A 22,325-nucleotide genomic window follows, 5' to 3' on the forward strand; every position below is an offset into this window, starting at 1 on the left:
ATCATACTTGCGGGGGGTGAAAAACTCAAGGACAGCGTGAGGTTTATTATCGGTAATGCGAGGCCAATTCAAAAATAGCACGATTTGCTCTCTGCGGAACCTATGTATGCAGATCCATCAGTTCCAAAAATCTTTCAATAAAATCATCATCTACGCGTAAATTTTATTCATTTTTTTTGAAAGAGGCTATCAAAACCACACACTTTTTAATCCGGCCGGAAGGTCTAAAATTGTACTTATCCGCCGCAGACAGCGCGACGAAAAAGATTTGAAGTTATTCAATGTATATAAATAACTTTTTGCTGCACTGGCACCCGCTGTCAGGCCGTTGAAGCAAACGGTTAAGAGAGGCAAATATGAAACGCATTACCATCGCCACCGCCATTGCTTTACTGTTTTCCGCCAACGTCATGGCCGCCACCGAAATCACTTCGCATGAGGCCGACCAGCGCCAGAGCGTCGGTTTCGTCACTCTAAACCAGAACGTGGTATCGCCGGATGACGCCACCAGCCAGGTGAGCAAAATAGCCGACCAGCGGGGTGCCACCGCCTACCGCATCATTGCCCTGCATGAGCCGGACAGCAACAGCACCATTCACGTCAGCGCCGAGCTGTACCGCTAAGCGAAAATGCAGCACCAGGGAACGAAGCCGCGCCAACAAGCGGCAAATGAGAACAGGCGACGCTCTCGCTGAATGGTAATACCTGGCCCCCTATTATTCAGGGGGCTTTTTTTACAGCTCGCGGCGGAAAAAGTCTGCGGTCGCGGACAATGCCAACGGCGTAATACGGTGCTTGACGCCCGGTTCGCTAATAAACGTCAACTGGCGATCCCAACCGCTCTGGCGCAGTTCGGTAGCCAACCGCAGGCTTTCCGCCGCCGGTACCACATCGTCCGCCTCACCGTGCCACAGCAGCAGCGGGCGATCGGTAACCTTTTCCAACTGATACTCCAGACCGTAATCCGCCAGAACGGCAATGCGCGCCGCAAAACCGGCGGCAGTCAAAAGGTTGCCCTGCTCATCCAACGGCGGAAACAGCGTCTGGGCCAACGAGGTGTAATAACCGCTCCCCATCAGGCTGGCAGCTGCGTTAATCCACGGATAGCGCGCAAAACAGCCCAAGGTGGTCATGCCGCCCATTGAGGCACCGGCCACGCCGATCCGCCCGTCGGCAATCAGGCCACGCTGCTCAAACTGCGCTTTGAGCGCCGGCAGTTCGTCGATATTGCGTTTGAGGATCTCCCAAAAGCTGGCCAAGCGCCGCTGTTCATCACCGTCAAAGCGCTCGCCGTGCAGATCGGCATCCGGCAGCACCACGCGAAAACCCGCCCTGGCCAACGCATAGGCAAAGTAGGCGTACACTTCTTTCGACGAGGTGTAACCATGGTAGAAAAACACCGTCGGCAGCGGCTGATGATACTGCCCCGCCGGCACAGCATGGATCACCGCAACCTCGCCCACCCGTTCGTCATGTATTTCAATCATCCGTTTTTCCCTCTGCGTACCTGTTGCCTTCATAATGGCAAACTTGAGCTAAAAGCATTAGCTCAATCTGTTCCACTTTATATTGGGTTACACTGAAGCCATGATAGCGGTTTCCTCGAGGTATCCATGAAACTTTCCCGCCTGCTGCTGCTCCTGACGCTGGCTGCATCGCTTTCCGCCTGCGGCATAATGACCACAACACCAAAAGCCCCGCCGCCGCCTACCGATCGGGCGCAGGAGATCACCCGAGCGCAAACTTCTGAGTTGGTGAAGATAGGCACCACCAGCGCCCTGGTTTACGGCAGCCCGATGGATGTGGAAGCGGAGATCAACAGGAAGGCCAACGCCAGCGGCGCACGCTATTACATGATCATCATGAACAGCGAAACTGTCGTTCCCGGCCAATGGTATTCGCAGGCGATCCTGTATCGGTAAGCTGAGGCGTTTTAACCATATTTACAATGGCTTTGCACAGACTGAAGTTGGATATTGCACACTGGCGGTCAACCTGCCGCAATCTGCGGTCGTTCGACGAAGGGGAACGCCATGAAACGCTCCGCCGCACTCACCGCCCTCCTGCTCTCCGTGGGGTTGCTCACTGTCAGCGCCCAGTCTGCCGAACTGGCGCCCGCGGACCGTGTGACACCGCTCAGTGAAATTGCGCAAATCACCCTGAATAATCTTTCAGGCTCGCCTCAGGACGTCGAACAGGTCATTGCCCGCAAGGCTGACGAGCATGGGGCAAGCTATTACCGAATTCTGCAGATGGAGGAACAGGCGCATCAGCCCGGCTGGCGCGCCTCGGCGATTTTTTATCTTTAATAACTCATGCAAGCCGCATTTAACACGCCGCCGCTGATCGAAACGCCCCCCAGGAAAATCCCGGCGGCCAGGTGATTGGACTCAATCTTGTCGCTGATGCGTGGCATGTAGATTTTCACCGCCGCGAACAGCAACAGTTGCACCACCAGCGCCACTACGCCCCACAGCAGGTAGTCCAGCAGGCTGACCGAGTTGATCGCTGCGCTGGCCAGCGGGATCACATACCCCAGGCAGGCACCGACGAACCCGAAGGCGGCTGACGGGTTGTCCGCCTTGATCAATGCCCATTCGTCATGCGGCGTAATACGGGTATAAACAAACAAGAACACCAGAACCATGGCAAAGCCACTGAAGAAGTAAGAGGCGAATGCCGCCAACGCGCTGAGAATATCCATGTCATGTTTCCTGGTCAGAGGTCAGTATCCCTTACGGGCCAAATGCTGAATTAAAAAGCTTTTTCTGTTGCGACGCCACTGTTTTCCCTAGCCGCCCATCGCTCTGGCAAACAGCATATCGCACAACCGATCGGGCAGTATCCGTTCGCCACGGGCGTCGAGCGTCATTTGACACCAGGCTTCCGCCAACGGTGGTGAACTGTAGCGCAGAAGCTGTGCCGCCACGAACAAATTGAATAACGTGCTGGTGACCGCCCGCCCCTGTTCTTCATGGGGTTTACGCATCAGTTGGCTCAGGCGTCGCCACTGGAGGTCAAAATGTCGATTCTGTCCCTTCACCTCACCAAATTCACGCTCCAGCGCTTCCTGTACTGCCGGTAATCTTCCCCAGGCTCGCATCACGTCCAGGCACATAATGTTGCCGGAACCTTCCCAGATGCTGTTCACCGGCATTTCACGATAGAGTCGCGGCAGTTCGCTCTCTTCGCAGTAACCCAGGCCCCCCAGCGCCTCCATGGCCTCTCCCACAAAAGGGATCCCTTGTCGGCAGACCTCAAACTTCGCCGCCGGAGTCAGCACCCGACACAATACCTGCTCAAGAGGATCGTCGGCGCTGTCATAAGCCCGAGCCAGGCGCATCAGCGCCGCCGTCTGCCCTTCCAGCCGCAACGCCATACGTCCCAATACCTGACGCATCATCGGGTGTTCGATAAGCGTCTTGCCAAATGCCTGCCGCTGCAGGGTATGGTACAAGGCTACCGATAACGCGCGACGCATCAAGCCGTGGCTGCCCAGCGCGCAGTCAAAGCGCGTCAGCCCCCCCATTTTAAGGATATGCCGCACACCATCCCCTTCCTCACCCAGCAGCCAGGCAGTGGCATCCTGGAACTCCACCTCGCTGCTGGCGTTGGAACGGTTGCCCAGCTTATCTTTCAGCCGTTCCAGCCGTATCGCATTGCGCGTACCGTCGGGCAAAATACGCGGCAGGAAGAAGCAGGACAGGCCGCCTTCGGTCTGCGCCAGCACCAGATGCGCATCACTTTGCGGCACCGAGAAGAACCATTTGTGCCCCACCAACCGGTACGCTTCCCCAGAACCGCGAGCCGTTAACGGGGTGGCGGTGGTGGTATTGCTCAGCACGTCGGATCCTCCCTGCTTTTCAGTCATTCCCATACCAATCAGCAAACCACGCTTTTGCCCACCCGGGGACAAATGCGCATCGTAGCGATCGGAAAGTAGCGGCGACAGCCAGGATTGAAATTCTGACGGCAGCAAGCGTCGCAGCAGAGGAATAGCGCCAAAGGTCATCGTCACTGGGCATAAAGTGCCGGCTTCCACTTGTGCATGCAGCACAAAGCGCGCGGCACGCGCTACGAACGCACCGATACGGGCATCCTCCTGCCACGGCAGGTTATGCACTCGGTTGGCGATCAGCCCCTGCATCAAAATATGCCAGGCGGGATGGAAACGAACGTCGTCCAGGCGCTGCCCGGTGGCATCATAGCGCAGCAGTTCAGGGGGATTGGCGTTGGCGAGTCGCCCCAGTTCCAGCGATTCCTGGGTGCCCAGCTGTTGGCCCAGCGAGGCCAGTACGTCGGTGTCCCAGCCAGCCTGCTCGCGCTGTACCGCCTCATGCAGCGACGTATCAGACAGGAACAGATTGCTGTTGCCCAGCGGCTTGGGTTGATTGAAAACGGTATGCGTTGTCCAGACCATCGGCTTGCTCCCTGATAAAGGCTTCAGGAGTAATTATGGTCACAAGGGGGATTTTTGCCGGAGGTGGGATCACAAGGTGGGAAATTGACGGAGGCGCAAGCGCCCCCGTAGATAAATCAGCTGCGCTGGCGCACCGCTTCGAACAAACAGATGCCGGTGGCGACAGAGACGTTCAGAGACGAAACCGTCCCCGCCATCGGGATGCTGATCAGCTCATCGCAGTGTTCGCGGGTCAGGCGGCGCATGCCTTCGCCTTCAGCCCCCATCACCAACGCCATCGGGCCGGTCATTTTGCTCTGGAACAGCGTATGGTCGGCTTCGCCGGCGGTGCCGACGACCCAGACGTTCATTTCCTGCAGCAAACGCAGGGTACGCGCCAGGTTGGTAACGCGGATCAGCGGAACATTTTCCGCCGCGCCGCAGGCCACTTTCTTGGCGGTCGCGTTCAACTGGGCGGAACGATCTCGCGGGACGATAACCGCATGCACGCCGGCCGCATCCGCGCTGCGCAGGCAGGCGCCGAGGTTGTGCGGGTCGGTCACGCCGTCCAGCACCAGCAGGAATGGCGTGTCTATGCCTTCGAGCAGGCCAGGCAAATCGTTTTCCTGATACTGACGCCCTTCGCGCACCCGGGCGATGATGCCCTGATGTACTGCGCCCTCGACTTTCTCATCCAGCCACTGACGGTTCGCCACCTGGATAACAATGCCGGTCGCTTCCAGCTCGGCGATCAGCGGTTGCAGCCGGCGATCGTCGCGCCCTTTCAGAATAAACACTTCCAGGAAGCGCTGCGGATCGTTATCTAACAGGGCTTTGACGGCATGGATGCCGTAAATAATTTCGCTCATGATGCTCTTTTTACTGTGCGGCTGGCAAATGCCTGCCGGTGATAATGACGTGCGGCAGGTTAAGCCTGCTCAGCACCTTTCTTCTTGCCGGCGCGCTTGGCCTTGGTGGCCGCCGCTATTTTCCGGGTTTTGTCAGACGCTTTCTTGGCTTTCGCCTTTTTGTCTTTCTTCACCTGGTCAGCCGGTTTGGCGTCGTCTTTTTTGCGGAAGGCGCTGTCCGGCTCAAAGTTGGCCGGTGGCTTGCCACCACGTCGCTTATTGCGCTGCGATGCCGGGGCGCGGCCTGCACCGGCACCGTCACGCAAGGTGCGTTGGCCGCCGTTCTTGGCGCGATCGCGTTCGGTTTTACCTTCGCCGCGCGGTTTGCGGGTGCTGGAGACCAGGGCAAAATCAATCTTGCGCTCGTCCATATGCACCGCTTCAACGCGGATCTCCACCGTATCACCCAAGCGATAAACCATGCCCGAGGATTCGCCGATCAGGCGCTGGCCGATATTATCGTAACGATAATAATCGTTATCCAGCGTTGAGACGTGCACCAGACCGTCGATAAACAGATCGTTCAGGCGCACGAAGAAGCCGAAGCCGGTTACGCTGGCGATAATGCCGCTAAACACTTCACCGACGTGATCCTGCATAAAGTCGCATTTCAGCCAGTCGGCAACGTTACGCGTCGCTTCATCAGCGCGGCGTTCGGTCATCGAGCAGTGTTCGCCGAGCTGCAGCATTTCTTCAAACTCGCTGTGCCAGCCGCCGGTCGGCGTCCAGCGCTCTTTCGGCTGACCGTGCTCTTTAGCCAGCAGATATTTGATCGCGCGGTGCAGCGCCAGGTCCGGATAGCGGCGAATTGGCGAGGTAAAGTGGCCATAAGAGGCCAGCGCCAGGCCAAAGTGCCCGCGGTTTTCCGGATCGTAGATCGCCTGTTTCATCGAACGCAGCAGCATGGTTTGCAGCATTTCGCGGTCAGGGCGTTCGGCCACTTCATCCATCAGGGTGGCGTAGTCCTTCGGCTGCGGTTTGTTACCGCCGCCCAGCGTCAGGCTCAGTTCACCCAGCACGCTGCGCAGTGCAGTAATGTGATCGTCGCTTGGGCGATCGTGCACGCGGAACAGTGCCGGCTCGTTATGCTTCTCGACAAAGCGTGCAGCGGCGACGTTCGCCATGATCATGCACTCTTCGATCAGCTTGTGCGCGTCGTTGCGTACCGTTGGCTCAACGCGCTCAATACGACGTTCGGCGTTGAAGATAAACTTGGCTTCTTCGGTTTCGAAGGCGATGCCGCCACGTTCGGCGCGCGCCTGATCCAACACCTTGTACATGGTGTGCAGTTCCTGCAGGTGCTTGACCAGCGGGTGATAATGCTCACGCAGCTCCTCATCGCCCTGCAGAATGTGCCAGACTTTATTGTAGGTTAAGCGGGCATGGGAGCTCATCACCGCTTCATAGAATTTGGACGTCGACAGGCGGCCCTGGGCGGAGATGGTCATCTCACACACCATACACAGACGATCAACCTGCGGGTTCAACGAGCACAGGCCGTTGGAAAGTACTTCCGGCAGCATCGGGATAACCTCCGACGGGAAGTACACCGAGGTGCCACGGTTGCGCGCTTCGTCATCCAGCGCGGTACGCGGGCGCACGTAGTAGCTGACATCGGCGATGGCTACCCACAGGCGCCAGCCACCGCCGCGTTTTTTCTCGCAGTAGACGGCGTCATCGAAATCGCGCGCGTCTTCACCGTCGATGGTTACCAGCGGCAGCTGACGCAGGTCAACACGGCCTTTCTTGGCGGCCTCGGGTACCTGCTCGCTGAGATCGGCAACCTGTTTTTCCACCTGCGGCGGCCAGACATGCGGGATCTCATGGGTACGCAGTGCGATGTCCACCGCCATGCTGGTGCCCATTTTATCGCCGAGGATCTCAACAATCTTGCCTACCGCCTTGGTGCGACGGGTCGGGCGTTGAGTCAGTTCAACCACCACCATAAAGCCCATGCGCGCACCGCTGACGGCCTCGGCGGGGATCAGGATATCAAAGCTGAGACGGCTGTCGTCCGGCACCACAAAGCCGGTACCCGCGTCCATAAAGAAGCGGCCGACGATTTGACTGGTTTTCGGCACCAAAACGCGCACGATACGCGCTTCACGGCGGCCCTTACGGTCGGCAGCCATCGCTTGCGCCAGCACCACATCGCCGTGGATCGCCATTTTCATCTGCTCAGCCGACAAATACAGGTCGTCTTTGCTGCCTTCAATACGCAGGAAACCAAAACCGTCGCGATGACCGATTACGGTACCGCGCAGCAGATCCAGACGTTCCGGCAGCGCATAGCACTGGCGGCGAGTAAATATCAATTGACCGTCACGCTCCATCGCGCGCAGACGACGACGTAACGCTTCTAGCGCCTCTTCACCGGTTAAATCCAGCTCTTTGGCCAGCTCTTCGCGGCTGGCTGGCGTTTCTCTTTTCGCCAGATGGGCCAGAATGAATTCACGGCTCGGGATTGGGGACTCATATTTTTCTGCTTCTCGTTCCAGGAATGGATCTTGTGACATTGCGGTTCCTCCGTTGTCATCAGCAGGGTGCCGCTGAGCCTTGTCTTCTCAGCGACGCTTTATTCGACAAGCAATAGCTTGTAGAGGGGTGGATTGTCTTCGACCATATCGGCCAGCGTGTGGCTATCCAGCTCTTCAAGGAAATTCTGTACGCCCTGGTGCAGCACCTGCTTCAGGCGGCAGGCAGGGGTTATGTGGCAAAAATCACTGTTGCAGTTAACCAACGAGAGCGGCTCCAGCGCTCTTACCACGTCGCCGAGGCGAATGGTTTCGGCCGGTTTGCCCAAACGGATGCCACCGTTCTTTCCGCGCACTGCGGTCACAAACCCAACCCGGCTTAACTGATTGATGATCTTCACCATATGGTTACGGGACACGCCATAGACTTCGGTAACTTCCGAAATGCTGGTCATTTTGTCCGGTGGCAGCGAGGCCATGTAGATCAACGCCCGCAGGCCGTAATCAGTAAAACTTGTTAACTGCACATCTACCTCTGGGTCTCTTTCTACCCGTCTGACAAGCCGATTTTCGGCATTATTCAAAAGATTACTTATTGGATAATAAACCAGCCGGAGAGTTCGCCGCTAATTATTTAGCGTATCTCAGGCTCTGGAGCGGGTTAAAGAAAGGATTTTTTGACGTGAAACCGCAATCGGGGAGAATAATGATAAAAACAAACCGGGACATGCCCGGTTTGTTTTGGTGTAGCAAAGCCGGATTATGCGTCGAACGGGTCGCGCAGGATCATGGTCTCGCTACGATCTGGGCCAGTAGAGATAATGTCTACCGGTACGCCAGTCAATTCTTCAATACGCTTGATGTAGTCCAGCGCCGCCTGTGGCAGTTTGCTGTGTTCTTTCACGCCAAAAGTGGTATCGCTCCAGCCAGGCAGGCTTTCGTAGATTGGCTCAATGCCTTCCCAACCTTCTGCAGCCAGCGGCGTGGTGTCCATTTCGCGGCCGTCAGGCATGCGGTAACCCACGCAGATCTTCACTTCTTTCAGGCCGTCCAGCACGTCCAGCTTGGTCAGGCAGAAGCCGGACAGGGAGTTGATCTGCACTGCGCGGCGAACCGCTACGGCGTCCAGCCAACCGGTACGACGACGACGGCCTGTGGTGGCACCGAACTCGTTACCTTGTTTGCACAGGTATTCACCGGTTTCGTCGAACAGTTCGGTCGGGAACGGGCCTGCACCTACACGGGTAGAGTAGGCTTTAACGATGCCCAGCACGTAATCCACGTAACGCGGACCAATACCTGAACCGGTAGCAACGCCGCCAGCAGTGGTATTGGAAGAGGTTACATACGGATAAGTACCGTGGTCGATATCCAGCAGGGTACCCTGAGCGCCTTCGAACATGATCAGATCGCCACGCTTGCGCGCGCCGTCCAGTAGTTCGGAAACATCAACAACCATTGCAGTCAGGATATCGGCGATGGACAGCACGTAATCCAGAGTCGCCTGGTAATCGACGGCTTCGACTTTGTAGTAGTTAACCAGCTGGAAGTTATGGTAATCGATGATTTCTTTCAGCTTAACGGCGAAGGTTTCTTTATTGAACAGATCGCCAACGCGCAGACCGCGGCGGGCAACTTTATCTTCGTAAGCCGGACCGATACCGCGACCGGTGGTGCCGATAGCTTTCGCACCGCGCGCTTTCTCACGCGCGTTATCCAGCGCAACGTGATAAGGCAGGATCAGCGGGCAGGCTTCGGACAGTAACAGACGTTCGCGTACCGGGATGCCGCGCGCTTCAAGTTCACCCATTTCTTTCATCAATGCGTCTGGCGCCAGAACTACACCGTTGCCGATGATGCTGGTCACGTTATCACGCAGAATGCCTGAAGGAATTAAATGAAGGACGGTTTTCTCACCGTTAATAACCAGAGTGTGGCCAGCGTTATGGCCACCTTGGTAGCGCACAACATATTGAGCCCGTTCAGTCAGCAGGTCTACGACCTTGCCCTTACCTTCGTCACCCCATTGGGTGCCCAGTACGACGACGTTCTTACCCATTTTCAAAATCACCGGTTGCTTAAAAATGGATTCTACCACCGTAATTTTCGATTTTCAGCACTTTCAGCACACGATTGCGTCTTTTTTAGACTAAACTTTAAACCCCCGCGCGGCTACGCAACATGTAGTAGATCACGCAGCCCGCAACCACTATTCCACCGCCAAATCGCCGCAGCGTAGCGTCAGGCAACTGGGTCATCGCCAGTATCATTTTACGCCAGGCCTGTGGAAACAGCATTGGCCCCAGCCCTTCCAGCACCAACACCAGCCCAAGCGCCAGCCAAATCGTTGAATTCATGCCTCACCCCAAAAAAGAAAGGGCCCGCGATTAAACGGGCCCCCAATAATTTACCTGTCGCTGTTACTTACGCGTGGAATCAGGCGACTTCATGTAGCGGAAGAAATCGCTGTCCGGGCTCAGTACCATCACGTCCTGGTTGTTGCTGCTGAAACTGGTTTCATAAGCACGCAGGCTACGGATAAAGGCATAGAAGTCCGGATCCTGGCTGAATGCGGCAGCAAACAGTTTGGCCGCTTCGGCATCGCCATCACCACGGGTGATACGCGCCGTACGCTCGGCTTCCGCCAACGTACGGGTCACTTCGTAGTCCGCCGTTGCGCGCAGCTTCTCAGCTTCTTCCTGGCCTTGTGAACGGTGACGACGAGCTACCGCTTCACGCTCGGCGCGCATACGCTGGTAGATTGCGTCAGACACTTCCGCCGGCAGGTTGATCTGCTTGATACGCACGTCGATCACTTCAATACCCAGTGCAGCCATGCTGTTCGGGTTAACCTTCGGCAGATTGCCGGTGGTTTCCTTCTCAACGCGAGCCGCCGCGGAAGCAATGGCATCATCAGCTTCAGTAGTCACCACTTCTTCGCCATCACCGACGGTACCGGTGTTCAGCGCGTCACGTACGTCAGACATCAGCTTGCCGCGCGAGTCGGTCACGATGTCTTTCACATCCAGACGACCAATCTCGGAACGCAGACGGTCACTGAATTTACGTTTCAACAACACTTCGGCTTGTGAAACGTCACCGCCGCCGGTTGCCAGATAGTAACGGCTGAAATCGCTGATACGCCATTTCAGGTAAGAATCGACGATCAGGTCTTTCTTCTCGCTGGTTACGAAGCGGTCAGCCTGGTTGTCCATGGTCTGGATACGCGCGTCCAGCGTTTTCACTGATTCGATAAACGGGATCTTGAAGTGCAGACCCGGCGCATACACCAGCGGTTTGTTGTCGCTGTCACGCAGTACCTTGCCGAAACGCAGTACGATGCCGCGCTGGCCTTCCTGCACCACGAACAGAGAAGCGTACAGCGCCACCAGCACCGCAAGGACGATAACTATAAAAGACTTACGCATTGATTATTCTCTCCCTACGCGAGTGGTGTCGTCACGCTGCGCATTCGCCCGGCGTTGGTCCATGACCGAGCCGCTATTGCTACGCTGGCTGTTCGAGCTGGCGCCGCTGCTGGCGGACGGAGCGGGGTTGAGACGAATCAGGCTGGTGTCTTTATTGCCTTCACCCGCCGTGCCGGCCGGGCCACGCAGCATTTGCTCAAGCGGTAACACCATCAGATTGTTGCCTTTGTCGTTGACCAGCACCTTGCGGGTATGGCTCAGGACTTTTTCCATGGTTTCGATATACAGACGCTCACGGGTAATTTCCGGTGCGGACTTGTATTCCGGCAACAGTTTGGCAAAGCGCGCTACCTCACCCTGAGCTTCCAGGACGGTACGATCTTTATACGCCTTGGCATCTTCCAACAGACGCTGCGCCTGGCCGTTAGCACGTGGCTGAACTTCGTTGGCGTAAGCTTCTGCCTCACGGATGTACTGCTGCTCGTTCTCACGCGCGGCAATCGCATCGTCAAATGCGGCTTTCACCTCTTCCGGCGGACGGGCTGCCTGGAAGTTGACGTCCAGCAGCGTGATCCCCATGTTGTACGGACGAATGGTCTCTTCCAGTACGCGTTGGGTATCGCTACGTACGATAGTACGGCCTTCGGTCAGGATCTTGTCCATGGTGTACTTGCCGATAACGCCACGCAGGGCACTGTCGGTGGCCTGGCTTAAGCTGTCGTCGGCACTGGTCACGCTGAACAGATACGCTTCCGGGTTGGTCACGCGGTACTGCACGTTCATTTCCACGCGCACCACGTTCTCATCGGAAGTCAGCATCACGCCGGAAGCCGCCAGTTCACGCACGGACTCCACGTTGACCGGACGAACTTCGTCGATGAAGGTCGGTTTCCAGTTCAGACCCGGTTGCACCAGGTGGCTGAACTTGCCAAAACGGGTGACTACGCCGCGTTCGGCTTCTTTGATGGTGTAGAAGCCGCTGGCGGCCCAAATCACCACCACCGCAACCGCAGCAATGCCGATAATACGGCTGCTGAAACCCGGACCTGAGGTACCGGTGCCGCCACCGTTATTGCTGTTGGAACCTTTGCCCCCGCCCAAGCCGCTCAGTTTTTTGCTCAGCTTGCGGAAGATATCGTCCAAATCAGGAGGTCCTTGCTCGCGACCGCCTTTATTGTTACCGCCAGAGTTGCCGCCATTATTATTGCTGCTCCCCCACGGGTCGCGGTCCTGTCCGTTATTACCGGGCTGATTCCACGCCATGTTTTAGCTCCATATTCTGTGATTGGGTACTTCAGGCTTACGCGAAGCTCAAATGTAACAGGATATGATCATACTATAAAGTTAATCAGGTCCTGTTCCTGTTTACAGAGGCGACGCCATTCGACAATTGGCATACGAATCACCATGCCGATGCTGCCGTCTTCTTCGTTCCACTCTTTCTCAATTGCCTGAAGCTGGTAAAAACGGCTACGAAGACGGCCTGCCTGTGGCGGTAAGCGCAGCTCATATTGCGCAATTTCCCCCGATAAGCGCTCCGTCAACGCCTGATACAACAACGGGATACCTTCACCGCTGGCGGCGGACAGCCACACCCGGATCGGTAAGTTTTCATCGTTGCGGTCGATACGCGGGACAAAATCATCCAGCATATCTATTTTGTTCATCACTAACAGTGTAGGGATCTCATCCGATTCAATCTCTGCCAGCACGGTGTTTACCGCTTCAATGTTTTCATCGACGCGAGTATCCGCGGCGTCGATTACATGTAACAGCAGAGACGCCTGGCGCGTTTCCTGCAGCGTCGCCTTGAAGGCGGCTACCAGATCGTGCGGCAGGTGCCGGATAAAGCCTACGGTATCCGCCAACACGGTATCGCCCACGTCCACCACGTCAATACGGCGCAGAGTGGGATCCAGGGTGGCAAATAGCTTGTCCGCCGCATACACATCGGCAGACGTTATTCGGTTAAACAGGGTAGATTTGCCGGCGTTGGTATAACCCACCAGCGATACGGTCGGCACTTCAGCACGGGTACGCGCACGTCGGCCCTGTTCACGCTGCTTGGCTACCCGCTCCAGGCGGCGTAAAATCAAGCTGATACGGTCGCGTAACAGACGACGGTCGGTCTCTAACTGGGTTTCCCCCGGCCCGCGCAGGCCAATCCCCCCTTTTTGGCGTTCAAGGTGCGTCCAGCCACGAACCAGACGCGTGGCGATATGACGCAACTGCGCCAGCTCTACCTGCAGCTTACCTTCATGGGTACGGGCACGCTGGGCAAAGATGTCTAGAATCAACCCGGTGCGATCGATCACCCGGCATTCACACAGGCGTTCAAGATTTCTCTCCTGCGCCGGGGAAAGGGAATGATCAAACAGGACAACAGATGCGCCACTGGCTTTTACCGCATCTGCAATTTCTTCGGCCTTTCCTTCGCCTACAAAGTACTTGGGATGTGGGGCTTTGCGGCTACCAGTAACCACTTGCAAAGCTTCAACACCCGCGGAGGACACCAGGGATTCGAACTCACTGAGATCTTCCGTATCTTTGTCTTGCGAGAAATAGATATGAACCAGGACGGCCTGCTCACCGGCTTCATAACGGTCAAACAAGCGTGCAACCTCTCAAACGGACATATACCGCGAGTTTGGGGGACATAAACAGCCCATGGCTGCTTATGCTCCCCGTCATGGTTGACTCGCAACGCGCTTTATTCAGCGTCATCGCTTTCCTGCTGCGGCTGTTGCGGCGCAGACGGGTTGTTACCATGGTGATAGTTACTGGTGCCGGCGCTCGGATTGTTGCTATGGTGCGAAACCGGGCGTGACGGAACAACGGTAGAGATAGCGTGCTTATAAACCATCTGACTCACCGTGTTTTTCAACAGGATGACAAACTGGTCAAAAGACTCAATCTGGCCTTGCAGCTTAATACCATTCACCAAATAAATAGAAACCGGAACACGTTCACGACGCAATGCGTTCAGGAACGGATCTTGCAAAGATTGCCCCTTAGCCATTCTATCTTTTCCTTATTTGCTTGTTGTTTGTAACTAAGAACCTGTCGGCTCTAAAATAAACGACCTAAAAAATTTGCGCGCTGAATACTCATCAATTGTACACAATCACTCAACCTATGCACTAACAACCTGTATTACCGAGTCCAAAGCCTCTCCCGGCTTCTCGCTGTCCAGCCAATGTACCGAGTTCCAGCCCCGTAACCAGGTCATTTGGCGCTTGGCCAACTGACGCGTTGCGCAAATACCACGATAAACCATCTCATCGTAACTAATTTCGCCAGACAAATATGACCACATCTGGCGATAACCGACACAGCGAATGGAAGGCAAATCCGTATGCAAATCACCCCGTGCAAAAAGTGCACGCGCTTCCGTCTCAAAACCTGCCGCCAACATTTGATGGTACCGCAGCTCGATTCGTTGATGGATCAACTCACGGCTGGTCGGCGCTATCGCAAATTGGTGAACATGATACGGCAACGATTCACCCGAAATTTTAGTCAGTTCCGTTAAAGTTTTACCCGAAATAAAAAAAACTTCCAGTGCTCTGGACAGTCTCTGCGGATCATTCGGATGAATTCTCATTGCCGCAACCGGGTCAATCTCTTGTAACTGACGGTGCAAAACGTCCCAACCCTGCTCAGCCGCCTGCTGTTCGATGCGTTCTCTCACTGCCGGATCGGCGGAGGGCAGCGGCGATAATCCTTCCAACAGCGCCTTGAAGTAGAGCATGGTGCCCCCCACCAGCAGCGGGATGCGGCCTGCGGCGGTAATCGCGGCCATCTCTTTCAACGCGTCAGCACGAAAATCCGCTGCGGAGTAGGCTTCTGCGGGATCGCGGATGTCAATCAGCCGGTGCGGAGCCTGCGCCAGCTCTTCGGCGCTCGGCTTGGCGGTGCCGATATCCATACCGCGATAAATCAGAGCGGAATCCACGCTGATCAGTTCCACAGGCAGGCGCTCACGCAGCGCGATCGCCAGAGCGGTTTTGCCGGAGGCGGTCGGCCCCATGATAAAAATAGCCGGGGGACGTGGTGTCATTTCAGTTTCAATCATGCTTAAGGGCTGTCAGTGCAGCCTGTAAATCAACAGGTTGTAAAAGTCCGCTCGGAGGTGATTTGACCAGCTGCGGGCAAAGTCGTTCAACGTCGGTCAGCAATTGTATCGCTTGCGAGGTGTTCCACTGTTCGTGCTCGCTGCCTAAATGGCGGGCGATCCAGGTGGCTAACACCGCGGGCGACATCTCCTGATGCTCGGCCAGATAGCCTAACAGTTCGGGTATCAGTTTTTGTAAATTTTGTTGGCGTAATGGTAAAGGTACTGCGCGCAGCGTCACACGCCCATGATCCGACTGCAGATCCAGCCCCATTTTGACCAGCAGCGGCTGGTGGCGTACGCAGGCAGCCACCTCGTTTTTGTTCAACGTCAGCTTGATGGGAATCAGCAACGGCTGTGGCCGCAGCCCATCTTCCGATGGGCTAAGCTGCGCCTGACGCAGCCAGCGTTCAGCCACCGGCAGGTTCAGCAACATCAGTTGCTGGCGGCTTTCTATCAGCGCGTAGCACGGCGGGTGAATCATCAGTACCCGACCAAAGCTGTGCTGGCTGCCCGCCAGCGGTGTTTCCCGCTCGATTTTCACCGGTGGGAACAGCGGCTGTTTCGGCGTTTCCTGGTGCGGTTCGGCGGCGGGAGCGGCCTGCAGCAGCTTGCCATACAGCTCACCTTCGCGCTTTTGATAACCGCTGCCCGCGTGATAGGCCGGCTGCGGCGCAGGTTCGCGCGCAACCGCAGGTGCAGCCGGTTGAACCTCGCGGCGTGGCGCAGGCTGCGAGAAATGGTTGCCGCCGGCAGCGACGCGGTTTTCCGGCTGCCAGGCCGGAGCGGGTTCCTGGTCCTGTTCATCCGCCAACGGCAACGGCGCAGTGCCAACCTGCCGCAGCACGGTGGTGACCGCCTGATAGATAAAATCATGTACCAACCGCGCCTGATGGAAACGCACCTCATGCTTGGCCGGATGAACATTCACGTCGACCTGATGAGGATCTACTTCGAGATACAGCACATAAGCGGGCTGCTGCTCATCTTTTAATTGATCCTGATAAGCCTGACGAATGGCGTGGTTGATCAGGCGATCGCGCATCATGCGGCTGTTGACGTAACAATACTGCATTTCGCCCAGTTGGCGGGTGCCGGCGGGATCGGCCACCCAACCGCGAATGGTCAGATCGCCGTGTTGCCAGGAGATGTTCAACGCATGCTGCAAAAATGCCGGCCCACAAATGCTGCCCAGACGGCGTTCATGCTGGCTCTCGTCTTTCGCTGCGCGGTATTGGCGGATCAGTTTGCCGTTGTGGCTGAGGTTTATCGCCACATCGAAACGCGCCAGCGCGATGCGCCGCACGACTTCATCAATATGACCAAATTCGGTTTTCTCGGTGCGCATAAACTTGCGGCGCGCCGGGGTGTTGTAGAACAAATCCAGCACTTCCAGCGTGCTGCCTATCGGGTGAGCCGCCGGCTTGACCGTCACCGCCTGATCGCGGCCTTCGGCATAAGCCTGCCAGGCTTCGCTTTGTTCTGCCGTGCGTGAGGTGAGCGTTAAACGGGAAACCGAGCTGATGCTGGCCAGCGCTTCGCCGCGGAAACCAAGGCTGACAATCGCTTCCAAATCGTCGAGGGTACTGATCTTACTGGTGGCGTGACGAGCCAACGCCAGGGCCAGATCTTCCTTGCCAATACCGCAGCCGTTATCGCGGATGCGGATCAGCTTGGCGCCGCCGCGTTCGATGTCGATATCGATGCGCGTCGCCCCGGCATCCAGGCTGTTTTCCACCAGCTCTTTCACCACCGACGCAGGCCGCTCGACCACTTCGCCGGCGGCAATCTGGTTGGCGAGCTGTGGCGGTAATACCTGGATGGGCATACTGGCTCCTGTCATGTTGGCGCTAGGCCTGCGGAATGGTCAGCGTCCGATCCAGCGGCGCGACGTCCGACTTCAGTTTATTCACGCGCTTCAGATCGCTGACGCTGACACCATAACGGGAAGCAATGGATGACAACGTATCACCGCGCGTCACTTTATGTTTTGACGCTTTCTTCACGCTGGGTTTCGCCTTGGCGACCGTGCGGGTTGGGGCCGGGGCTGAAGTGTTAACCGCCGCTGCGACGTCCAGCGGACGGTTTTCCACCTTTGGGTCGGCTTGTAGCGGATGCGCCAGGAAATAACTGCGCAGGCCATTGTGGATCGCCCTGGCAATTTTATCCTGATACGCGCTACTACCCAGCAGCCGCTCCTCCGTGCTATTACTGATAAACCCTGTTTCCACCAACAGTGATGGGATGTCCGGCGAACGCAGCACGCCAAGGCTGGCGTGTTCCGGGCGGCGTTTATGCAATGAACCCACGCTTTGCAATTGCTGCAAGACTTTTACCGCAACATCGTAGCCCACTCGCTGCGAGTGGCCGAACTGCAAATCCAGCACCGCCTGGCTCAGGTAAGGATCGGCCTGGCTGTTGGCCAGCAAATCACCCGCACCACCAAGCAGCTCAGACTGTTTCTCATGCTGTTCCAGCCAGCCTGCCATCTCACTGTTGGCCCGGCGATTGGACAGCACCCAAACCGAGGCACCGTTGGCGCTGCGGTTTGGCGCGGCGTCAGCATGAATGGAGACCAGCACGTTGGCACCCTGTTTACGCGCCACGTCAGAACGCCCCATCACCGAGATGAAGTAATCGCCGGTACGCGTCAGCACCGGTTTGAACTGCGGATCGGCATCCAACATGGCCTGCAAACGGCGCGCGATGCCGATGGTAACATTTTTCTCTTTCAGGCCGTTCGGGCCGATAGCGCCCGGATCCTGCCCGCCGTGACCGGCATCAATCGCCACCACCACCCGATCGCCGGAACCCACGGAAACGCGGCTGCTGCGCGGCGTAATTTCCGATGCGGTGCCCGATACTACAGTCGGCTTATTGGTGAAAGGATTCGAGCCGCTCGGCGCTCTTCGCACCGGTGCCGATTCAGCTTCGGATTCAGATTCAGGTTCACTCATCACCGGCGCTTTGCGTACCGGGTCGCGGACCACTACAGGGGCCGGCGCGGGAATGGCCGCCGGCGTTCTGCGCACCACATTGGTGTTGGTGCTGCCCTCGGCGGCAATGGTAAATACGACGGTATAAATGCCGCCGTTCTGGCGCGTAGCGACGCGAGTTTTCGAACGCTGAGTCAGATCAAACACCAACCGCACGCTCTGAGCGTCTTTCGGCGTACTGGAACGGATGCTTTTTACCAGGTTCTGTCCGCTAAAACTCAGCGGCAGGCCACCAACCTTGCCTTTCTGGTTAACGTCCAAGACCACGCGGTCCGGGCCATGCAGCGGAAAGAAGGCGTAATCCGGCGGACCATTGAAGCTCACCGATACCGTGGCTTCTCGCTGGGCATTGGACACTTTGATATCAGACAGCGACGATGCCGCCAGCGCACTGGCCACACCAAAAGACCCCAATACGGCGATCAGGGTGATTACGAGTAATTTCTTCAACGCATACGTCATTGCGGCGTCATTCCTGTGGCCCGTGGATACGGTCTAAAAGCTGGCTACCGTAGGCGGAAACCGCCTGAATTTTTGCCTCTCGTCCCTGATCCTGATAGCTGAGGTGCAGCTCCAGATCCGGATCCGGCAACACGCCAGTGCCCTGCTGCGGCCATTCCACCAGGCAAATGGCATCCTGCGCAAAATAATCGCGAATGCCCATAAATTCGAGTTCTTCCGGATCGGCTAACCGATACAAATCAAAATGGTATACCGCCAGTGGCGACAGCGCATACGGCTCCACGAGCGTATAGGTTGGGCTTTTAACATTGCCCTGGTGCCCCAAAGCCTGCAGGAAACCACGGCTGAAGGTGGTTTTACCGGCGCCCAAGTCACCGTAAAGATAAATTACGCTGGCGCGATCGCACGCCTTGGCTAAGGCGGCGCCCAATGCGACAGTCGCTGCCTCATCCGGCAGAGGTAAAACGAGTTCTTTCATTCGATAGTTTCTATTTATGCCAACTCAGGATTAACGTAATAAGGGATTTCCGGCAATAGATCGCTCGCCAGCATCCCTCTTGTTCCTTGTCTTGCCGCCACGCGATCGGCCGCAGCACCATGCACGACACACCCCGCGCAGGCTGCATCATACAGCGAGAGCTTTTGCCCCAGCAAACCACCGATAATGCCCGACAGCACGTCGCCCATGCCACCAGAGGCCATGCCCGCATTACCGACGTCCGCGATCGCCATCTGGCCCTGCTCATCCGCGATCAGCGTACCGGCGCCTTTCAACACCGCCACGCCACCGTAATGCGCCGCCAGTTTGCGCACTGCAAGTAAGCGATCACTCTCAATATCAGCGGTACTGCACCCCAATAAGCGTGCAGCCTCCCCAGGGTGCGGGGTAATCACGCGATTCTGACGCTTCTCGGGATTTAATGCCAGCAAGTTCAGCGCATCGGCATCCCATAACGCCGGTTTATCACTGGCTTGCAGCACTTTCAGTGCATTCCGACCCCATTCGCCCTGGCCCAGTCCCGGCCCCACCACCACCACATCCGCCCAATTGAGCGCCTGTTGCAGCGTATCGTCGCTCAGACGTTGCACCATCAGCTCAGGACGGGCGGTAAGCAGCGGCCCGACATGCTCAATGTGAGTAAGCACTCGCACCAGGCCTGCGCCGCTGCGCAGTGCGGCCTCTGCCGCCATACGTATCGCCCCGCCAAAGCCGTGATCGCCGCCCACCAACAGTAAACGCCCTTGCTCACCCTTGTGCGAACAAGGGCGGCGCGGCTTCAGCCACAACGCCAGAGACTCTGCGGTAACCCGATGAATCTGCGCCGGTTGCCTCGCCAGCCAGCCAGATAATCCTAGCGTACTCTGATGAAGTTGCCCGACCCAATCGCGGGCCTGGCCGGTTAACAGGCCCGGTTTTAGGGCGATAAAGGTGACGGTGTGCGTAGCGCGGATGACCGCACCAGGCGTAGCGCCACTTTCGGCCAGCAGGCCTGAGGGGATATCAAGTGCGATAACCGGCGCTGAACTGCGGTTAGCGGCCTCAATCAAGGCATTGTAAGGCGCTCGCGGTGCGGTACCCAACCCGGTGCCGAGCAGGCCATCGATAATCAGATCGATACTTTCCGGCCAGCGGCTGTCAGCCGGATGAATTTCACCCCCGGCGTTCAACCAGGCCTGCCGGGCGGCGGCAGCCTCAACGGGTAAGGGCCGCGTGCCCTCGCAGGCAATCAACGTAATCTTTACACCGGCTGCGGCAGCCAGTCTGGCGACCACGTAACCGTCGCCGCCGTTGTTGCCGTGGCCGCACAGTACCAGCCAATGGCTGCCTGCCGGGTATTGGTCGCGTGCCAGGGCGTAAGCCGCCTCACCGGCACGCTGCATCAAATCGTAGAGTGAAATGCCGAGCGAGGCGGCGGCGGCAGGTTCTGCCTGTCGGATCCCGTCCGCAGACCAGACAGAGTGTGATAAACTGTCGGTGTATTGTTTTTCACTGTGGCCCGTCATGACACACCCCCTCGATCTCAATCAACTCGCCCAACATATCAAGCAATGGGGGCAATCGCTAGGATTCCAGCAGGTAGGCATTTGTGATACCGATCTGAGCGCCGAAGAACCCAAGTTGCAGGCATGGCTGGACAAGCAATACCACGGCGAAATGGAGTGGATGGCGCGCCATGGCATGCTGCGCGCACGGCCGCATGAGTTGCTGCCCGGTACGCTGCGGGTGATCAGCGTGCGCATGAACTACCTGCCGGCGAAAGCGGCCTTTGCCAGCACCCTGAATAATCCGCAATTGGGTTACGTCAGCCGCTATGCGCTGGGGCGGGACTATCATAAATTGCTGCGCCAGCGGCTGAAAAAGCTCGGCGACCAGATCCAGGCCTACTGCGGCGAGCTGAACTTTCGTCCCTTTGTCGATTCGGCGCCGGTGATGGAGCGTGCATTGGCCTCCAAGGCTGGCATTGGCTGGGTTGGTAAACACTCACTTATTCTCAATCGCGAAGCCGGTTCCTGGTTCTTTCTCGGAGAACTGCTGATCGATCTGCCGCTACCGGTGGATGAACCACAGCCGGAACAGTGTGGCCGCTGCGTCGCCTGCATCACCACCTGCCCAACCGGTGCGATTGTCGCGCCTTACACCGTGGATGCGCGCCGCTGTATCTCCTACCTGACTATCGAGCTTGAGGGCGCCATCCCGGAAGAGTTCCGCCCATTGCTGGGTAACCGCATTTACGGCTGTGATGACTGCCAGCTTATCTGCCCGTGGAATCGCTTCTCCCAGCTCACCGACGAAGATGATTTCAGCCCGCGCGCTGCGCTGCATGCGCCTCAGTTGATTGAACTGTTCGGCTGGACGGAAGAGAAATTCCTGCGCATTACCGAAGGTTCCGCCATTCGGCGTATCGGCCATTTGCGCTGGCTGCGCAATATCGCCGTAGCGCTGGGCAATGCCCCTTATCAGGATGCCGTGGTGATAGCGCTACGCTCCAGGCTGAGCCAGGACCCCATGCTGGACGAGCATATTGACTGGGCGCTTGAGCAGCAGTTGGCGCGACGTGAAGCGCAGGGCATAGAAGTGCAGACAACGCAGAAAAAACGATTGATACGGGCGGTGGAAAAAGGATTACCGAGGGATGCGTAAAGCCCCTGCCGGATCCGTTGTCCAGACCCCGATAGTCGCTCTGTGGATTTGTGCATAAAAATAAAAATGCTTTGTCTTTCAACTGCAACAAAAAGAGCAAGTGATCGGCATAACGTTTTCTTATAAAAAAATATAGCTATAAATCAATAAATTACATATTTCATTTCGGTGGTGTTGATTTTTTGAACTGAGGGTATTATGAGCGCTATCTGTGGATAACTCTGTTCACAACATTTCGACAGGGTGTGTATGGAGAGACAAAGAGCCCCGCCGGCAAAGGCGTTGAACTGAGTTTAATCGAAGATAAAATTGGAGCGGGAAACGAGACTCGAACTCGCGACCCCGACCTTGGCAAGGTCGTGCTCTACCAACTGAGCTATTCCCGCATTGAGATGCTTTGAG

21 protein-coding genes and 1 tRNA gene are annotated in these 22,325 nt (G+C 56.9%); 4 read left to right on the forward strand and 18 right to left on the reverse strand.

Annotation, left to right across the window (positions count from 1 at the left end):
* Window positions 1–356: 356 nt before the first annotated feature.
* Window positions 357–623 carry a YdgH/BhsA/McbA family protein gene (locus tag ACUTSW_RS16980; RefSeq protein ID WP_004952740.1) on the forward strand — a complete coding sequence of 89 codons (267 nt, stop codon included), beginning with the start codon at window positions 357–359 and terminating at the stop codon, window positions 621–623.
* 111 nt (window positions 624–734) lie between these two features.
* On the opposite strand, the gene yjfP is transcribed toward ACUTSW_RS16980, so the two are convergent.
* Complete coding sequence (gene yjfP / locus ACUTSW_RS16985) at window positions 735–1,487, reverse strand: esterase (RefSeq protein ID WP_063202786.1); 753 nt, start codon at window positions 1,485–1,487, stop codon at window positions 735–737.
* 126 nt (window positions 1,488–1,613) lie between these two features.
* Here yjfP and bsmA point away from each other — a divergent pair, with 126 nt between their 5' ends.
* Both bsmA and ACUTSW_RS16995 read left to right on the forward strand, forming a co-directional pair.
* A complete protein-coding gene (gene bsmA / locus ACUTSW_RS16990; protein ID WP_062869285.1) occupies window positions 1,614–1,922 on the forward strand; it encodes a biofilm peroxide resistance protein BsmA in 309 nt (102 codons plus the stop codon).
* A 111-nt stretch (window positions 1,923–2,033) separates the two neighbouring features.
* Window positions 2,034–2,309, forward strand: a complete 276-nt coding sequence (locus ACUTSW_RS16995) for a YdgH/BhsA/McbA family protein (protein WP_063202782.1) — start codon at window positions 2,034–2,036, stop codon at window positions 2,307–2,309.
* Here ACUTSW_RS16995 and ACUTSW_RS17000 read toward each other — a convergent pair.
* The 16 genes from ACUTSW_RS17000 to nnr all read right to left on the reverse strand — a co-directional run bounded on the left by ACUTSW_RS17000 (window position 2,306) and on the right by nnr (window position 20,785).
* On the reverse strand, window positions 2,306–2,704 hold the full coding sequence (locus ACUTSW_RS17000) for a DUF350 domain-containing protein (RefSeq protein ID WP_434462228.1): 399 nt from the start codon (window positions 2,702–2,704) through the stop codon (window positions 2,306–2,308). The two genes, ACUTSW_RS16995 and ACUTSW_RS17000, sit on opposite strands and share 4 nt — an antisense overlap.
* 87 nt (window positions 2,705–2,791) lie before the next feature.
* Window positions 2,792–4,420 carry an isovaleryl-CoA dehydrogenase gene (locus ACUTSW_RS17005; RefSeq protein ID WP_445584937.1) on the reverse strand — a complete coding sequence of 543 codons (1,629 nt, stop codon included), beginning with the start codon at window positions 4,418–4,420 and terminating at the stop codon, window positions 2,792–2,794.
* A 116-nt stretch (window positions 4,421–4,536) separates the two neighbouring features.
* The gene (gene rlmB / locus ACUTSW_RS17010; protein WP_004952724.1) at window positions 4,537–5,268 is read right to left on the reverse strand and encodes a 23S rRNA (guanosine(2251)-2'-O)-methyltransferase RlmB; all 732 of its coding nucleotides are present in this window, start codon (window positions 5,266–5,268) and stop codon (window positions 4,537–4,539) included.
* Window positions 5,269–5,327: 59 nt separating this feature from the next.
* Window positions 5,328–7,823, reverse strand: a complete 2,496-nt coding sequence (rnr, locus tag ACUTSW_RS17015; protein WP_445584938.1) for a ribonuclease R — start codon at window positions 7,821–7,823, stop codon at window positions 5,328–5,330.
* Between the two features lie 59 nt (window positions 7,824–7,882).
* Complete coding sequence (gene nsrR / locus ACUTSW_RS17020; protein ID WP_004952720.1) at window positions 7,883–8,308, reverse strand: nitric oxide-sensing transcriptional repressor NsrR; 426 nt, start codon at window positions 8,306–8,308, stop codon at window positions 7,883–7,885.
* A gap of 233 nt (window positions 8,309–8,541) precedes the next feature.
* A complete protein-coding gene (locus ACUTSW_RS17025; RefSeq protein ID WP_063202799.1) occupies window positions 8,542–9,840 on the reverse strand; it encodes an adenylosuccinate synthase in 1,299 nt (432 codons plus the stop codon).
* 97 nt (window positions 9,841–9,937) lie between these two features.
* Complete coding sequence (locus ACUTSW_RS17030) at window positions 9,938–10,138, reverse strand: DUF2065 domain-containing protein (RefSeq protein WP_020438320.1); 201 nt, start codon at window positions 10,136–10,138, stop codon at window positions 9,938–9,940.
* A 63-nt stretch (window positions 10,139–10,201) separates the two neighbouring features.
* Window positions 10,202–11,209, reverse strand: coding sequence for a protease modulator HflC (gene hflC, locus ACUTSW_RS17035; RefSeq protein ID WP_004952713.1), 1,008 nt, complete (start codon window positions 11,207–11,209; stop codon window positions 10,202–10,204).
* 3 nt (window positions 11,210–11,212) lie between these two features.
* The gene (hflK, locus tag ACUTSW_RS17040; protein WP_004952710.1) at window positions 11,213–12,472 is read right to left on the reverse strand and encodes an FtsH protease activity modulator HflK; all 1,260 of its coding nucleotides are present in this window, start codon (window positions 12,470–12,472) and stop codon (window positions 11,213–11,215) included.
* A 68-nt stretch (window positions 12,473–12,540) separates the two neighbouring features.
* Window positions 12,541–13,821, reverse strand: coding sequence for a ribosome rescue GTPase HflX (hflX, locus tag ACUTSW_RS17045; RefSeq protein WP_063202778.1), 1,281 nt, complete (start codon window positions 13,819–13,821; stop codon window positions 12,541–12,543).
* A gap of 98 nt (window positions 13,822–13,919) precedes the next feature.
* Window positions 13,920–14,228 (reverse strand): RNA chaperone Hfq, encoded by a 309-nt coding sequence (hfq, locus tag ACUTSW_RS17050; protein ID WP_004952704.1) that lies wholly within the window; start codon window positions 14,226–14,228, stop codon window positions 13,920–13,922.
* 114 nt (window positions 14,229–14,342) lie between these two features.
* Complete coding sequence (gene miaA, locus ACUTSW_RS17055) at window positions 14,343–15,284, reverse strand: tRNA (adenosine(37)-N6)-dimethylallyltransferase MiaA (RefSeq protein ID WP_006323238.1); 942 nt, start codon at window positions 15,282–15,284, stop codon at window positions 14,343–14,345.
* A complete protein-coding gene (gene mutL, locus ACUTSW_RS17060) occupies window positions 15,277–17,151 on the reverse strand; it encodes a DNA mismatch repair endonuclease MutL (RefSeq protein WP_445584939.1) in 1,875 nt (624 codons plus the stop codon). The genes miaA and mutL overlap by 8 nt, the downstream gene beginning before the upstream one ends.
* A gap of 22 nt (window positions 17,152–17,173) precedes the next feature.
* Window positions 17,174–18,781: an N-acetylmuramoyl-L-alanine amidase AmiB gene (gene amiB, locus ACUTSW_RS17065; protein ID WP_445584940.1), complete on the reverse strand. Its 1,608-nt coding sequence runs from the start codon at window positions 18,779–18,781 to the stop codon at window positions 17,174–17,176.
* Between the two features lie 7 nt (window positions 18,782–18,788).
* Complete coding sequence (gene tsaE / locus ACUTSW_RS17070) at window positions 18,789–19,259, reverse strand: tRNA (adenosine(37)-N6)-threonylcarbamoyltransferase complex ATPase subunit type 1 TsaE (protein ID WP_062869277.1); 471 nt, start codon at window positions 19,257–19,259, stop codon at window positions 18,789–18,791.
* A gap of 14 nt (window positions 19,260–19,273) precedes the next feature.
* On the reverse strand, window positions 19,274–20,785 hold the full coding sequence (nnr, locus tag ACUTSW_RS17075) for a bifunctional ADP-dependent NAD(P)H-hydrate dehydratase/NAD(P)H-hydrate epimerase (RefSeq protein ID WP_445584941.1): 1,512 nt from the start codon (window positions 20,783–20,785) through the stop codon (window positions 19,274–19,276).
* Between nnr and queG the strand changes: the two genes are divergently transcribed.
* Window positions 20,784–21,923, forward strand: coding sequence for a tRNA epoxyqueuosine(34) reductase QueG (gene queG / locus ACUTSW_RS17080; RefSeq protein WP_006323223.1), 1,140 nt, complete (start codon window positions 20,784–20,786; stop codon window positions 21,921–21,923). The genes nnr and queG overlap by 2 nt on opposite strands.
* Window positions 21,924–22,233: 310 nt before the next feature.
* Here the strand turns inward: queG and ACUTSW_RS17085 are convergent.
* Window positions 22,234–22,309: transfer RNA gene (locus tag ACUTSW_RS17085), tRNA-Gly, on the reverse strand.
* Window positions 22,310–22,325: the final 16 nt, after the last annotated feature.

This window comes from Serratia sp. TSA_198.1 (assembly GCF_052686505.1).

Bases quoted from the DNA above. Each gene is read 5' to 3' on its own strand.
- ACUTSW_RS16980 (WP_004952740.1), top strand. From the start codon at position 357: ATGAAACGCATTACCATCGCCACCGCCATTGCTTTACTGTTTTCCGCC.
- yjfP (WP_063202786.1), bottom strand. From the start codon at position 1,487: ATGATTGAAATACATGACGAACGGGTGGGCGAGGTTGCGGTGATCCAT.
- bsmA (WP_062869285.1), top strand. From the start codon at position 1,614: ATGAAACTTTCCCGCCTGCTGCTGCTCCTGACGCTGGCTGCATCGCTT.
- ACUTSW_RS16995 (WP_063202782.1), top strand. From the start codon at position 2,034: ATGAAACGCTCCGCCGCACTCACCGCCCTCCTGCTCTCCGTGGGGTTG.
- ACUTSW_RS17000 (WP_434462228.1), bottom strand. From the start codon at position 2,704: ATGGATATTCTCAGCGCGTTGGCGGCATTCGCCTCTTACTTCTTCAGT.
- ACUTSW_RS17005 (WP_445584937.1), bottom strand. From the start codon at position 4,420: ATGGTCTGGACAACGCATACCGTTTTCAATCAACCCAAGCCGCTGGGC.
- rlmB (WP_004952724.1), bottom strand. From the start codon at position 5,268: ATGAGCGAAATTATTTACGGCATCCATGCCGTCAAAGCCCTGTTAGAT.
- rnr (WP_445584938.1), bottom strand. From the start codon at position 7,823: ATGTCACAAGATCCATTCCTGGAACGAGAAGCAGAAAAATATGAGTCC.
- ACUTSW_RS17025 (WP_063202799.1), bottom strand. From the start codon at position 9,840: ATGGGTAAGAACGTCGTCGTACTGGGCACCCAATGGGGTGACGAAGGT.
- ACUTSW_RS17030 (WP_020438320.1), bottom strand. From the start codon at position 10,138: ATGAATTCAACGATTTGGCTGGCGCTTGGGCTGGTGTTGGTGCTGGAA.
- hflC (WP_004952713.1), bottom strand. From the start codon at position 11,209: ATGCGTAAGTCTTTTATAGTTATCGTCCTTGCGGTGCTGGTGGCGCTG.
- hflK (WP_004952710.1), bottom strand. From the start codon at position 12,472: ATGGCGTGGAATCAGCCCGGTAATAACGGACAGGACCGCGACCCGTGG.
- hfq (WP_004952704.1), bottom strand. From the start codon at position 14,228: ATGGCTAAGGGGCAATCTTTGCAAGATCCGTTCCTGAACGCATTGCGT.
- miaA (WP_006323238.1), bottom strand. From the start codon at position 15,284: ATGATTGAAACTGAAATGACACCACGTCCCCCGGCTATTTTTATCATG.
- mutL (WP_445584939.1), bottom strand. From the start codon at position 17,151: ATGCCCATCCAGGTATTACCGCCACAGCTCGCCAACCAGATTGCCGCC.
- amiB (WP_445584940.1), bottom strand. From the start codon at position 18,781: ATGACGTATGCGTTGAAGAAATTACTCGTAATCACCCTGATCGCCGTA.
- tsaE (WP_062869277.1), bottom strand. From the start codon at position 19,259: ATGAAAGAACTCGTTTTACCTCTGCCGGATGAGGCAGCGACTGTCGCA.
- queG (WP_006323223.1), top strand. From the start codon at position 20,784: ATGACACACCCCCTCGATCTCAATCAACTCGCCCAACATATCAAGCAA.
- nnr (WP_445584941.1), bottom strand. From the start codon at position 20,785: ATGACGGGCCACAGTGAAAAACAATACACCGACAGTTTATCACACTCT.